The sequence below is a fragment of the Corynebacterium sp. HMSC058E07 genome (assembly GCF_001809885.1).
GTDB lineage: Bacteria > Actinomycetota > Actinomycetes > Mycobacteriales > Mycobacteriaceae > Corynebacterium > Corynebacterium macclintockiae.
In genome coordinates this window covers 1-13,294 of record NZ_KV799235.1, presented here as the reverse complement: position 1 = coordinate 13,294, position 13,294 = coordinate 1, and the positions used below count along the sequence as shown (strand labels likewise).

Here is a 13,294-nt window from a genome sequence, read left to right as displayed (position 1 = left end):
TGCACCTGGGAGGGTGTGGGAGAGTAAGTCACTGCCGGCATTAAAACTAGAGATTAAGGGAGTGTGTACGTTTTACGCGTATACACTCCCTTTTTTTATGCCCTATTTTCCCCATTTTCCAGTCCTAATCGGCATTGGTAAAGTCACCCCTATGAACGCGCAGTCGGCTAATACGGGTCCCCTCCAACGCTGGCTGCTCTTAGCCACCGTCGGCGTAGGCATCACCATCATTACGCTCGACAACACCATTCTGTACACAGCACTCCCTAGTCTCGTCGAGGATCTTGGCGCGACCAGCACGCAACAGCTCTGGATCGTCAATATCTACGCGATCGTCATCGCCGGCCTACTTCTCGGGACCGGCACGCTCGGGGACAAGATCGGTCACCGGCGGATGTTCATTGCAGGCCTTATCATCTTCGGATGCGCCTCGCTGCTGGCGGCCTTTGCGCCAAGCGCCGCGATGCTCATTCTTGGCCGAGCCTTGCTTGCCGTGGGAGGCGCTACGATGATGCCGTCCACGCTATCGTTGATCCGGCTTACCTTCACCAATCCCGCAGAGTTGAACCTGGCCATCGGCATATGGGGCAGCTTGTCCACTGTCTCTGCAACCCTCGGCCCCATCGTCGGCGGGCTATTGCTGGAAGCGTACTGGTGGGGCTCTTGTTTCCTCGTTAACGTCCCGCTGGTGATCGCAGCCCTTGTCGCGGTGCCTTTTGTGGCCCCGCCCGACCGTGCAAACCCGGACAAGCACTGGGATTTCAGTTCCTCCGTCTACGCGATGATCACCCTGGTCAGTGCGGTGATGCTCATCAAGGAAGGCACGCATGCTCCGCAGAATTGGCCAATCATCGGCGTGGCTGCCGTACTGCTCGTCCTCGCTGGCTGGGCCTTTACGCGGCGTCAAGAAGGGTTAGAACAACCCCTCATCACCCTCGACATTTTCCGCTACCCCGCGTTCCGCTGCGGCGCTTTGGGAGCCGCCCTGTCAATGTTCGCCCTCGCGGGGCTGCAGTACGTCATCACGCAGAAGCTGCAGCTCGCGGACGGTCTATCCCCCCTGCGTTCCGGTGTGTACGTGACTTTCGCGGCCATGGGTGCTCTGGCCACATCGATCTACGCCGGCGCGCGCCTGGCGCAGTTCGGCATTCGCCGCCTGATCGCCGGAGGGTTCGGCGTAGCCACGATCGGTGCGGCGATCGTGTGCCTTTATGGTTTTTGGGGTTGGACGCCCATTCTTCTCAGCGGCCTATTTATCAAGGGCATGGGGCTGGGCGCGGTGATGGCCGTAGCTTCCATCGCAATGATCTCTGGCGTGCCCAGCCACCGGGCAGGCATGGCCTCCTCAGTGGAGGAAGTCAGCTACGAATTCGGATCTCTGACCTCGATTGCCGTTCTAGGCAGCTTGGTGACGGCACTGTATTCGGCACTGGTTGTTCTGCCGGCCGGCGCGCCCGAGTCGGCGGGGGAGAGCCTGCACTCTGCCGTGCACATCGCGCACTCCACCGAAGCTAGCTGGACTGAACCTTTGCTCGCCGCTGCGGGTACGGCCTACTCACATGCCTTCGCCCTGGTTTCCGGGTTGGTCGTGGTCGTGCTGGCGGCGGGTTCCCTCTACACGGCTCGGATCCTGCGGGGCGTTACCGTAAAGCTGGAAGATTAAAGCTAGAAGTTGCTGATGAACTTTCGCTGCTGGCCAGTCAACGGGTCGGGGAAGTGGAGCTCCTTGGCGATGAGCCCCATGGGAGCGCTAAAGTCCTCGTCCTCCGCGTAAACCGGCCGGGGTGTAGGGGCGTCCATGCTAAACAGCGCTGCGTCCGTGAGCTCGGTGTAGAGAGGATCGTTCAGAATCGGCAGACCAAGCGAGCGCAGGACGACACGCAGCTGGTGGGTCTTGCCGGTGTGTGGCTCGAGGCGCCAAACCAGAACGTCGAGGCCGTCGCGGCACTCCGTGCGCAGTCCAGAGACCACGGTGAGCGCATTGGGAGGGCCATCGGTGAGGATGGTGCTGAGATGCCCACGTGTTTTGGACATGCTGTGTTCCAGGCGCCAGGGGCGCTCCGGCGTGGGTGGATCCCACGAACGCCAATCGGCCAGAGGGGCGATCGGGGCGAAGGGAGCCTCGTTGGGCAGGGGAGTGAGCGCCTCGTAGACCTTGTGGGGGATACGGCGCTCGAACATCGTCTGGTAGGCGCCGCGGACCTCCGGGCGGGCGGTCATCAGCAGCACGCCACGGGTGTGGCGATCGAGGCGATGGGAAGGGGAGAGCTCTGGGATGCCGAGCTGAACGCGAGCCTTCACTAGCGCAGTTTCCGTGATGTGCTGGCCACGCGGGAGGGTCGCCAGGAAAGGGGGTTTATCAATGACGACAATGTCTCGGTCCTGGTGCAGCACCGTGATCTCGCCGGGGACGGGGCGCTCCGGGGCTGGGCGACGATAGAAGTTAATGAAGCTTCCCGGGCGTAGGACGTCATCCGGGGCGATGGGGGCGCCGGAATCCAGGCAGACTTCCCCTGCAGCAAAGCGATCTAAAACAGCACTAAAATCATCATCTTTTGCGCGGTGACGCTGGGAAGAAATGAGGTGCCACAAAAAATCTTTTGCCACCCACGGCGTGTCGGTAGCTGGGGGAACAAGGATCCGCGTAGGATTTAAGCCCCTTTTTACTGGTAAAGGTCCCATCAATCCGTTATGCTACCCGGCATGGATATTGCTGCAATTACCGGTTCCCTGTCTAACCTGTTCAAGAGCGAGCTGGGCGGTGTTCTGCTGAACATCTTCCGCACGCTGCTGGAGTTCTTCTCCCCGTCCAACGCCCCTGCTGCTGACGACGTTCCGCTGCCGGACACCACTCGTCGCTAATCATCTGATCAACTACACCGACCACACTCACTGACCAACTACACCGACCATTCACGAATCACTCACAAGGTGCCTGATATGTCCCGAAAATAGGGGCGAATCAGGCACCTTCCTGCATTCATTACTGCTTTTCAGGATAATGGGAAGTGTTGAAGGACAAATCGAATAATGCCCTGCAAGGAAGGATCATTTCCCATGGCTACCACGAGCGATAAGGAAATCATCGTTGCGGTTGACGGTTCCGATGCCAGCAACGAAGCCGTTAGGTGGGCAGCGAACGCAGCCCTCAAGCGCAAGCAGCCGTTGAAGCTGGTCAGCGCCTACACCATGCCGCAATTCATGTACGCCGACGGGATGGTGCCCCCGCAGGAACTCTACGACGAGCTCGAAAGCGAGGCCGTCGACAAAATCGAAAACGCCCACAAGATCGTCAGCGATTTCAGTGAAGAGGTTGAGGTCAGCTACCTGGTGAAGGAAGGCGCCCCGATCGATACGCTGCTGGATCTATCCACCACCGCGGAGATGATCGTCATGGGTTCCCGTGGCCTCGGTGGCCTGTCCGGCCTGGTCATGGGCTCCGTTTCCAGCGCCGTGGTCTCCCACGCCGACTGCCCGGTTGTGGTGGTCCGCAAGGATAACGACGTGACCGCGGAAAACAAGTACGGTCCCGTCGTGGTGGGCGTGGACGGCTCCGAGGTATCGCGTCAGGCGCTGCGTATCGCTTTCCGCGAGGCCGAGGCGCGTGGTGCCCTGCTGCGTGCAATCCACTCCTGGACCGATTCCCAGATCCACACCTCCTACGTCGGCCTGGTCGATGCTCAGAACCAGATGGATCGCATGATCGTCGAGCGTCAGGACATGATGGAGGACGAGCTGAAGGACCTCATCAAGGAGTTCCCCAGCGTGCAGGTTGAGGAGATCGTGGAGCGCGAGCGCCCAGTGCAGTCCCTCACCGAGGCCGCCAAGGACGCTCAGCTGCTGGTCGTCGGCTCCCACGGCCGCGGCGGATTCAAAGGAATGCTGCTGGGATCTACCTCCCGCACCTTGCTGCAGTACTCCCCGTGCCCGCTGATGGTTGTACGCCCAAAGGACAGCAAGAAGCGCTAGGGAATAAACTACAAGTCCTGTAGGGTTCTGGTGGCCCTGCAGGATTTTGTAGACTTAAGCAAGTAAACAAACCTGAAAAGCAGCCATGCAGAGAAGGAGACAAGTGGATGGCAACGGCAGACGATCAATCCCGGGAGTCGGGATCCGCGGCCACCTCTGATTCTTCCGCCGGCGCACGCGACGGGGCGTCCATAAAAAAGACGAGCGCCAAAACCGCCACAAAATCTACCAAGAAGGCAGCGAAGAAAACGGCGAAGAAGGCAACCAAGCAGGCTGCTCGCTCCGGTCGCCGTAACCGCCCTGGCCCTCGGCAACGCCTGCTGGCCAGCGCCACGAACCTCTTTACCACCCAGGGAATCCGCGTAATCGGCATCGACCGCATTCTGCGCGACGCGGACGTGGCGAAAGCCAGCCTGTACTCGCTCTTCGGGTCGAAGGACAATCTGGTGGTTGCCTACCTGCGGGAGCTCGACCAGAAATGGCGCGACGACTGGCACACGCTGGCTGACCCGCGCGAAAGCCCCGAGGATCGCATCATTGCCTTCTTTGACCTGTGCATTCAGCAGGAACCGGATAACAACTTCCGCGGCTCGCACTTCCAAAACGCGGCCAGCGAATACCCGCGCCCAGAGACGGATTCGGAACAGCGTATCCGCGACGCGGCGATGGACTACCGGCGCTGGTGCCGCGACACGATGGCCGAGCTGCTGACCGAGCGCTTCGGCTATGCGTCCCAGACCTTGGCCGACCAGCTGATGGTGTTCATGGACGGTGGTCTTAACGGTGCGAAAATGTCGCGCAATACTGTGCCTCTGGAAACCGCACGCGGATTGGCGAAGCAACTGCTGCTCACCGCGCCGATGAGCTACAACATTTAGCTCTCGGAAGGCTCCTCGGGGGAGTCCGCCGTAGCCTGCTTCTTCGCCTTGCGACCCGCCTTCTTTTTCTTCTTAGATTCGATGCGGTTGACCTTCATCCTCTGGTGGTGCTCCAGGAACTCCTCCGTGTAGGGAATCTTTCGGTCCAGATGGCGCTGCAGGGTGATTGTCTGCGTGGCGGTCCATAGGTTATTGCCTACCCAGTAGATCATCAGCGCGACCGGGCCCACCGCGCCTAGGGCGATGGTGAACGGCGCGATCAGCACAACCGGGCCGATCAGCCACATCATCTTCAGCAAGCCGCGAGCCAACACAGAGTTGTGGTCGACCGTGCGGTAATTGCGGTACATGGAATAGGCCCAGTTAGAGGTGGTGAAAATTGCGGCCAGAATGGCCATAGGGAACACTACCCAAAAGACCTGTTCCATCGTGGTGTGGATTTCTGCAAATTGCTCATCCGACATTTGCACATAGGCCGCCAGAGGAACCCCGAAGAGCTTTGCGGAAAGCAATGACTGTACTTCTTCGGCATTGAGTGGGCCGAAGCCATTGACCGCCGCCTTGACCTCCGGATCCGGACTGGTGACGTGGATCAGCATGCGGTACAGGCCCAGCAAAACAGGAAGCTGAACCAGCGCAGGAATGCAACCATCCGAAAATCGGTATTCGTGTTCCTTTTGTAGTTCGCGGCGCTTCCTAGCCAGCTCCTTACGGGTCTCGGGATCCTTCCCGCTGTATTCCTGCTCTAGTCGATAGACCTTCGGGCGGATATTCACCAGAATGCGGCTGGAATACGACTGCCGGTAGACGAAGGGCAAAAGCAAACCACGCACAGTGACAATAAGAAGAATTAGTGCCAACAGCCACGACTGCGCAGCATCCCAACCGAAGATATCAGCAAAAAGATAGTGCCAAGCCTTCAAGAAAAGCGCAACGGGATACTCGACGATCTTCATGCAGAGGAGCTTACCCGCCAACCAGGTACCTTGCGGGATATGGAGGGGCATTACTAATGCCAGATTGGGAAGCATAAGAAACGGGGAAACGTAGTACGATGTGTCGCATGGGACGACACCGGAAGGCAGCGAGAACGAGCAAGCGACTCGATCCAATTAGCGTAATCGGTGAACTCCTTATTACTTTCGGCGTGATTGCGCTGCTATTTGGATTCTGGGACGTCTTTTGGACCGATATCCAGTCCGGCCGCGAACAAGCCGCCGTTGCCCGGGAGCTAGATAACCAATGGGATGACAAGAATCCCCGCCCGCTGACTGAGCCGGCGGAGGGCGCGGCGTTTGCCCGGCTCTACATCCCCTCTTTCGGATCGGACTTCAACTTTTCCATCGTCAAGGGCGTGGCCGACGACGATCTGAACAAGGGGCCGGGCCACTACGAGGACAGCCAAGCCCCGGGAAAGCCGGGCAACTTCGCCATGGCGGGCCACCGTGTGGGGCGCGGTTCCCCCTTCAATGACCTTGGCCTGCTGAACACCTGCGATGCCGTGGTCGTGGAGACCGCAGGCACCTGGAACATCTACCGTGTGCTGCCTATCGACGCCGCCCCCGGAAACCGGAAGGCGGAGGCCGAAAAATGCATGCCCCCCGAGCTGGCGCAGAAGATCTCCAGCGGCGAATACGCGGGCGTCAATGGCCGATACATCACCACCCCCAGCGACATTAACGTGATCAACCCCGTCCCAGGACAACAGCGTATCGAGGTGCGCCCGGGGGATGCGGGGCTGCTGACAATGACGACGTGCCACCCGCAGTTCTCCAATAAGGAGCGCATGATCGTCCACGCGGCACTTGTCCGCTCCGAGCCGAAGAAGGCCGGTAGTACACCTAAAGAGCTGACGGAGGGAGCCTAAATGTACGCGATGCTGTGGCGCAACCTGCCAGGCCCGTGGTGGGTGAAGCTATTTATCGTCCTGGTTCTGCTGGTGGGCATCTTCTTCCTGCTGATGGAAGTCGTTTTCCCCTGGGTGGGGCCGATGATGCCGTGGACGGACGTGGGGGTCTCGGAGGGGGCGCTGCGCATCGCGGACGCGCAAAGGGCGCTGGGGCTTTAGCAGCTAGAGCTTCAGGTTCTTGATCGTCTCTTCGGCGATCTTCTGCGCCTTCACGGACTGTTCCTGGGCGGTAGTCACCACCACTGCCGTTTCGTCCTTCCACACGGCGTACACGGCACCAGTTTTACCGTCACCGCCACGGCGCCCGCCGCTCCATCCCTTTGGCTCTAGCGCCTTCAGGGTTGAATCGATTGGTGCGGCGTGGTCGACTACCGCAATTGCGTCGGAGTTCGTGCGCATGTGGCGCACCATCACCGTTGCCTGCGGGTAGTCCTCGTAGGACCAGAACACGCAGGCCGGGGGGTCGAAGCGTTCATCCGTACCGGTGCCGGTGAGGCGCTGGCCGTTAGTATTCTGCAGCCAGTCGCCGTCCAGGTAGGGGCAGACCTCCTGGCCGCCCTGGCCTACCTTTTCCGGGGTTGCCTCAATCGGCAGTTCCGTCCCCTTGACGGGGTCGACGGTGCGCTCCGTAGAGGAGGTGGCGCTGTCTGCCGGACCGTTCCCCGAGTTATCCCCACAGGCGCTCAGGCTAAATGCCATTGCGGTCGCTGCTACCAGCGTAAGGGGTGCCCTTTTTGCTTTGTGACGCCCCAGTATCGGATTCCTCAGATCTCCCATAAAACCGAAAATACCCTAGACGGTGATTTCTTTACTGTCCCTGGGCCTTTTCAAACTTCTCGATAACATCGGCGGAAATGCGTCCGCGCTCGGAGACCTCGATGTTGTTTTCCCTAGCCCATTCGCGGATCATCCGGTTGCGCTCCGGATTAGCGCTGCGGGAAGCCACACGACGACCGGCTACACCGGCGCGGGTCTTGCGGCGGGCGACCTTGATGAAAGGCTCCAGAGCCTTATCAAATGCCTCGCGGTTCTTTGCGGACAGATCCAGCGTGTAATCAACGCCATTCAGGCTGAAATCGACGACGTTGACCTGATCCTCAGCCAATGGAGTATCGTCCAGGTCGTCAAAGAATTGGGTAATTTCGCGGCGTGCCATCAGTGCATTCCCTTCTTTTAAGGATTGTTAATGTTCTGATACTTAGTGTAGTAACTGAGCGACAGATTGCAATGCAATGTATTGCATAATCTTTATTGAATATGAAAAGTGCTGGAAACGGGGCGTCGATAAAAGATATATCGACATAAAAAATACCCCCAGGGGGTGACCTGGAGGCATTTGCTTAAAGCGCTTAAAAGGCTTTAAGTGGGCAGCTTTTAGCGAGCAGAGTGATCAGCCGGGTTGATTCGCACGTTGGAGGTGTGGATTCCCTCGCCCCACTTCGCGCTGGCTGCCTTGGCAAAGTGCAGCGGCTGGTTCGGCTTCAGCTTGCCGTCCGGGCCCAGCGCCATCCAGTTTGCGTCCACCGCATCCTTCGTCACGCGCACAACGGTGTAGCCGTGGGAATCGAAGTCCAGGTACTTCACGTGGCGGTTCATGTTGGTAAAGGCGTACTCCACAGTGTGGGACAGCGCGTTATCCTCCGGCAGCTTGAGGATGTCGTCGATGTTGGAGGAGGTTACGGAGGTGCAGACGATCTCCACACCTGCAACACCACCGCGCGGGTAGGTTCCCGGGGCAGCGGGAATGTCGCAGGCCCAGGAAGAGTGAATGTCGCCGGTCAGCCACACGGTGTTGCGGATGTTGTTATCCAGCAGGTACTTGGTCACGCGACGACGCTCGGCGGCATAGCCATCCCACTGATCCAGGTTGTACGGCATGCCTTCCTCCGGCAGACCCAGCAGCTGGGTGACGGCCTTGGTGGCCTCCGGATCCAGCGGCGGGATCAGAACCGGGCTGATCATGACGGAGTTGCCGATGAAGTTCCAACGGGCGGAAGAGGTAGACAGCTTCTTGGTCAGCCAACCGAACTGCTCCGAACCCAGCATGGTGCGGGACTTGTCGTCGGTCTTACGTGCAGAGGTAAAGCCGGGCTTTTCGTTGCGGTAGGTGCGCAGGTCCAGCATGTTCAGCTCGACCAGGTTGCCGAAGGACAGGTTGCGGTAAATGTGGCCCTTCTCGGACAGCGGGGTAGCGCGGATCGGCAGCCACTCAAGGTAGGCCTGCATCGCGTTGTTGCGGCGGGCGATGAAGTCGCCCTCCTTGTCCGGCTGGTGGTTCTCCGCGCCGTTGGACCAGGTGTCGTTGGCGACCTCGTGGTCATCCCAGGTGACGATCCACGGGCAGGAAGCGTGTGCGGCCTGCAGATCCTTGTCGGTGTGGTGCAGGGCGTAGCGCTGGCGGTAGTCGGCCAGGGACTTGATCTCGTTAGCCGGTTCGTGCAGGCGAACCGAACCGGTCTTACCGGTGTACTCGCCGCGCGGGTACTCGTAAATGTAATCGCCGACGTGCAGGGCGTAGTCGATATCGCCGCGCTTAGCCATGTCATGGTAGGCGCTGAAGTATCCAGCCTCCCAGTTAGAGCAGCTAAACAGGGCGAAGCGGAGCTCGGAAACGTCCGCGCCCTTGGCCGGTGCGGTGCGGGTCTTGCCCACGGGGGAAGTCTGGCCCTTGCGTGGGCCGTCGATGGTGATGAAGCGGTAGAAGTAGCCGGTGAAAGGCTTCAAGCCGCGGGCTTCGACCTTCACGGTCATGTCGCGGGAAGGTTCTGCCTTCGCGGTGCCGGAGGTGACGACTGCGGTGAACTTGCTATCGGTGGCGACCTCCCACTTCACGGTGGTGGTCTGCCCTTTTTCCAGGCCGGGGTAGTCGTTCTCGTTGGAGGTAACGCGGGTCCACAGCAGCACACTATCCGGGTACGGGTCGCCGGAGGCCACGCCGTGCTGGAATGCTTCCTTGCCCATCTTCATATTGATCGGCGGGTTGGCCGGCTTGGAGGAGCCCAATGGGCTGGCCGAAGCGGCGGAGTTAGCTGCGATAGAGCCGATTCCGACTGCGGCGGCACCGGCGGCGCCAGTCTGCAGAACCTGGCGGCGGGTAAACTGCCCGGACTGAGCCGGGGTGGAATTTTCCGTGGGGTTGTTCGTCATGGATTTATAAAACCATGTTCATTCAGGTTTTGCTTGGCGAACGCCCCCCGTCTTCTGGGGTCTGGCTCAGCTTTAGTCGCGCCCTATTTAGTCGCGCTTAGCCTTAATCTGCGCTTCGACCAGATCCAGCTCGTTGGACACAGAGCGCAGCACGCGCTTGCCCTGGTCCTCGTTCATCGAGCGGGAATTCTCGACCGCATTATCCAGATCATCCATGCGCTCGGAAATATCCTTGGCAAATCCCGAGGGCAGCCCCTTATCCAGAGACTGGCGGATGCGATTGATGCGAGCCTGCTGCAGGCCGCCGTCGCCAGGGAACTGGGCAGTGGCCTTGGTGGCCAGGCCGCTGCGGCGGGCAGTAGCGCCGTTCGTGGCCTCCTGCAGCGCGGTCACACCGCGGTAGAACAGCGGAATGGCAAAAGGAGCGGCAACGCGGGCAGCCCCCGCAATACGCAGCACGTTCTTGGAGTTGAAGCGCCCGGCCTTGATTTGCTCCAGCGAGGCCTTCGCCATCTTCTCGTTGTGCTTGCGCTGTGCCTTGATCTCCTTGGCATCCATCTTGCGCACCTGCTTAGCAGTCTTTCGCAGGTAGGCCTCCTTGCGCTTCTCCAGCTTCGAGTCGGCCTTCACCTGAGCCTTGGCCCGAACCTTCGCGGCCTTTTCGACGGCTTTCTTTTCCTGACGGCGCTTGCGCATACCGCTGAGCAGTCCCATGTCACTCCGATGCGTATTGATCTGTCTTACTGTTCAACCAGATTACTTAAGAAACATCTTTACTGTACGCGCTTCACCTTACTTCGACACCCGGGCAGGTCGCCATGGAGGTGCCAGCCACGGTGCGTTCACGTCCGGCCGACGCGCTAGGCTTAGAAACTATTGTGAGCTTGCCTGAAGATCTTCCGCCTCTCAGCCCCAGCGATTGCGTGGGCTGCCGCCACCGGGCGGTACTTCGGCGCGGGGCAAAGGCGCAGCGGCTGGAGGTACAGCGGCCAGAGGTACAGCGGCCGCGGCTACACATTCCGCAGGATCTAGAGGCCTATGTGGAGGCCGTACAGCACCGGGCGAACGCCGAGATCCGCCGCAATCTGGTTTTTCAGCTCCTCCCGACCAAGCCGCGGATCGGGGATAAGTTGTTCCCCAGCCGCGTGGACATCGACCCGACCGATCGGGATACTGCCGTGGAGCAGACCCTGGAGGCTTTGGCTTCGGGCGCGCGGCTGATCACCCGCCCCGTCCTAGCGGAGGGGCCCTTCCGTGTGGAGTTGGATCTTCTGGTGCGCGCGGATCAGGGCAAAGGCGTGGACGAGTTCATGCAGTACATCCCGGTCGCCATTTCCTCTCATTCCGTGGCGCGCCGGGCGAAGGCAACGCAGCTCGCGGATTGCCGAGTGGCGGACATCAACGCGTTGGGTTTGGCCGTGCCGGCGCCGACTGATTATCGCCATCGCGCGGTGGCTGGGGATGCGCAGAAGATCGCTATGGCCCACGTTGTACTGCAGCAATGGGGTTTTGCCGCCAACACCGTGGCGCTGATTGGTCGCGCTGGGCCGGGGAAGCCACGCTGTTTCTTTTTTGACGCCCCCTCCGTGCTCCCTGGCCTTTACGCTGCGTTGGAGGAGCCGATTCCCTCCACCCCGCGGCGGATTAAAGAGTGCCGGACCTGCGAATTCCATAATCACTGCCGTGCCCAGTTGCTTCAGGCGCAAGAAATCAGTCTGCTGCTGCCAGGTGATAAGGCTCGCACGTGGCGGGAAAAGGGTATCGAGACCCTGCCGCAATTGGCTGCACAGAGCAGCGGGGAACAGCCCCAGTTGGCGCAGGCATGGATGGACGGGCAGGTCGCTTTACGCAGGCCGAAGAACCGCTGGTTCGAGGCGCCGGAGTTGTGGGGTGGAGCGCCCCGGAGGGTAGGCGAGACCGCAGGGGCGGCCACTGACCAGCGGGATTGGGTGGAAATCGACGTGGACATGGAGGCTCACCCGAACCGCGGCACGTTCCTCTGGGGCACTTTCGACGGCTCCCGGTACATAGGATTCGGGGATTTCAGTCGGGACGGCGATGAAGGGCTGCACGTTGCCGAGTTCTGGCAATGGCTGCAAGCACAGAAGGATCAGGCACTGGCGGAGGAAAAGAACTTCCAGGTCTGGGTGTATGCCGCGCAGGGGGAGAACTATTGGTTGCGCCACGCCGCCGAGCGCTACGGCGGGCGCAGCTACGAGGTTCCGGGCACGAGTGCGCGCGTCACGATGCCCACGCTGGCGGAGGTCAATGCCTTTATCACCTCCGAACACTGGTGCGACTGCTTTAGCCTGGTGAAAAAGGCTCTGGCGGCCACGGATTCTCTAGGGCTGAAGACAGTCGCCCCGCTGGCTGGCTTCGAGTTCAGCCAGGCGGGCATCAACGGCAAAGCGGCAGTGGAACTGTTCGAGCAGGCCATCGGCGGATCCCGCACCACCGCCCAAGCTGCCCGGCGTAAGCTGGAGCGCTACAACGCCGACGATTGTGTGGCAACGTCAGCGGTTCGCGCGTGGCTGCGCAGAGGCGCGCCGGGACTGCGGGAACTGCGGCGTCAATAAAAACAGCGGCGACAACAAACAGCAGAGAGGGCACAAAGGACATGACGAACTTCTTCGATCGCATCCTGGCGCTCAACAGCCAGGGGCCTTTCCGAGCCGAAAGAGTAGGGCCGGATGACGCGCTGAAGGGCGGCCGCACGCCCGTGTTGGTGGACCCGCAGCCCAATGCGGTGCTGGGCACGGCACTGACCGGGCTGGAAGACAAGTACTGGGAAGGGAAGCTGGAACGACCTGCGCAGATAGTGCTGGGGCTGGGGTGCTTCTGGGGTGTGGAGCGCATGTTTTGGGGCGTGGATGGGGTGTGGGGAACCTCCGTGGGCTACGCCGGCGGATATACCCCGAACCCCACCTACCGCGAGGTCTGCACCGGGCGCACCGGGCACGCCGAAGTTGTGCGGATCGTTTTCGACGAAGCAGCCGTGAGCCTGGAGCAGCTGCTGCAGATCGCGTTTGAAAACCACGACCCGACACAGGGTGACCGGCAGGGCAACGACGTGGGAACCCAGTACCGTTCCTGCGTCTACACACAAGATGCCGAGCAGCTCGGGCGCGTGCAGCGAGCTATCGAGGGCTGGCAGCAGCGCTTCACCGACGCGGGCTTTGGGGCCATCACCACCGAGGTTGCCGAGCTGGCGAACATCGGCGATGGGCATTACTACTTGGCCGAGGACGAGCACCAGCAGTACCTACACAAGCACCCCGACGGGTATTGCAACCACGGTTCCAATGGCGTGAGTTGCCCCGTCGGGGTGCTGGGGGACTAGCTGCCGAAGCTAGCTAGGGTGTGTTATGTCCATAGGGTTTTTGGACATGGA

14 protein-coding genes are annotated in these 13,294 nt (G+C 60.5%); 8 read left to right on the top strand and 6 right to left on the bottom strand.

From position 1 onward, the window contains the following. Positions 1–151 precede the first annotated feature (151 nt). The gene (locus HMPREF2678_RS00600) at positions 152–1,663 is read left to right on the top strand and encodes an MFS transporter (RefSeq protein WP_070550510.1); all 1,512 of its coding nucleotides are present in this window, start codon (positions 152–154) and stop codon (positions 1,661–1,663) included. Between the two features lie 2 nt (positions 1,664–1,665). On the opposite strand, the gene HMPREF2678_RS00595 is transcribed toward HMPREF2678_RS00600, so the two are convergent. Beyond that, positions 1,666–2,607: a pseudouridine synthase gene (locus HMPREF2678_RS00595; protein ID WP_070550509.1), complete on the bottom strand. Its 942-nt coding sequence runs from the start codon at positions 2,605–2,607 to the stop codon at positions 1,666–1,668. Between the two features lie 96 nt (positions 2,608–2,703). Here HMPREF2678_RS00595 and HMPREF2678_RS10310 point away from each other — a divergent pair, with 96 nt between their 5' ends. The 3 genes from HMPREF2678_RS10310 (at position 2,704) to HMPREF2678_RS00585 (ending at position 4,847) form a co-directional block, all read left to right on the top strand. After that, a complete protein-coding gene (locus tag HMPREF2678_RS10310; protein ID WP_168163070.1) occupies positions 2,704–2,862 on the top strand; it encodes a hypothetical protein in 159 nt (52 codons plus the stop codon). A gap of 195 nt (positions 2,863–3,057) precedes the next feature. Further along, positions 3,058–3,969: a universal stress protein gene (locus tag HMPREF2678_RS00590; RefSeq protein WP_034972234.1), complete on the top strand. Its 912-nt coding sequence runs from the start codon at positions 3,058–3,060 to the stop codon at positions 3,967–3,969. A gap of 107 nt (positions 3,970–4,076) precedes the next feature. Beyond that, complete coding sequence (locus tag HMPREF2678_RS00585; RefSeq protein ID WP_070550508.1) at positions 4,077–4,847, top strand: TetR/AcrR family transcriptional regulator; 771 nt, start codon at positions 4,077–4,079, stop codon at positions 4,845–4,847. Here HMPREF2678_RS00585 and yidC read toward each other — a convergent pair. Next, on the bottom strand, positions 4,844–5,803 hold the full coding sequence (gene yidC / locus HMPREF2678_RS00580; RefSeq protein ID WP_070550507.1) for a membrane protein insertase YidC: 960 nt from the start codon (positions 5,801–5,803) through the stop codon (positions 4,844–4,846). The genes HMPREF2678_RS00585 and yidC overlap by 4 nt on opposite strands. Before the next feature lie 107 nt (positions 5,804–5,910). Here yidC and HMPREF2678_RS00575 point away from each other — a divergent pair, with 107 nt between their 5' ends. Further along, on the top strand, positions 5,911–6,714 hold the full coding sequence (locus HMPREF2678_RS00575) for a class E sortase (protein WP_034976311.1): 804 nt from the start codon (positions 5,911–5,913) through the stop codon (positions 6,712–6,714). After that, a complete protein-coding gene (locus HMPREF2678_RS00570) occupies positions 6,715–6,915 on the top strand; it encodes a hypothetical protein (protein ID WP_034981535.1) in 201 nt (66 codons plus the stop codon). A gap of 3 nt (positions 6,916–6,918) precedes the next feature. Here the strand turns inward: HMPREF2678_RS00570 and HMPREF2678_RS00565 are convergent, their stop codons facing one another. The 4 genes from HMPREF2678_RS00565 to HMPREF2678_RS00550 form a co-directional block, all read right to left on the bottom strand. Continuing rightward, positions 6,919–7,455 (bottom strand): DUF2020 domain-containing protein, encoded by a 537-nt coding sequence (locus HMPREF2678_RS00565; RefSeq protein WP_051892181.1) that lies wholly within the window; start codon positions 7,453–7,455, stop codon positions 6,919–6,921. A 109-nt stretch (positions 7,456–7,564) separates the two neighbouring features. Further along, positions 7,565–7,912: a histone-like nucleoid-structuring protein Lsr2 gene (locus tag HMPREF2678_RS00560; RefSeq protein WP_034968386.1), complete on the bottom strand. Its 348-nt coding sequence runs from the start codon at positions 7,910–7,912 to the stop codon at positions 7,565–7,567. 218 nt (positions 7,913–8,130) lie between these two features. After that, positions 8,131–9,903, bottom strand: coding sequence for an alkaline phosphatase D family protein (locus tag HMPREF2678_RS00555; protein ID WP_070550506.1), 1,773 nt, complete (start codon positions 9,901–9,903; stop codon positions 8,131–8,133). A gap of 87 nt (positions 9,904–9,990) precedes the next feature. Then, positions 9,991–10,617, bottom strand: coding sequence for a DUF6474 family protein (locus HMPREF2678_RS00550; protein ID WP_043012794.1), 627 nt, complete (start codon positions 10,615–10,617; stop codon positions 9,991–9,993). Positions 10,618–11,021: 404 nt separating this feature from the next. On the opposite strand from HMPREF2678_RS00550, the gene HMPREF2678_RS00545 reads away from it, so the two are divergent. Then, positions 11,022–12,479, top strand: coding sequence for a TM0106 family RecB-like putative nuclease (locus tag HMPREF2678_RS00545; RefSeq protein WP_192817090.1), 1,458 nt, complete (start codon positions 11,022–11,024; stop codon positions 12,477–12,479). 41 nt (positions 12,480–12,520) lie between these two features. Further along, a complete protein-coding gene (gene msrA / locus HMPREF2678_RS00540; protein WP_034976300.1) occupies positions 12,521–13,243 on the top strand; it encodes a peptide-methionine (S)-S-oxide reductase MsrA in 723 nt (240 codons plus the stop codon). Positions 13,244–13,294 lie beyond the last annotated feature (51 nt).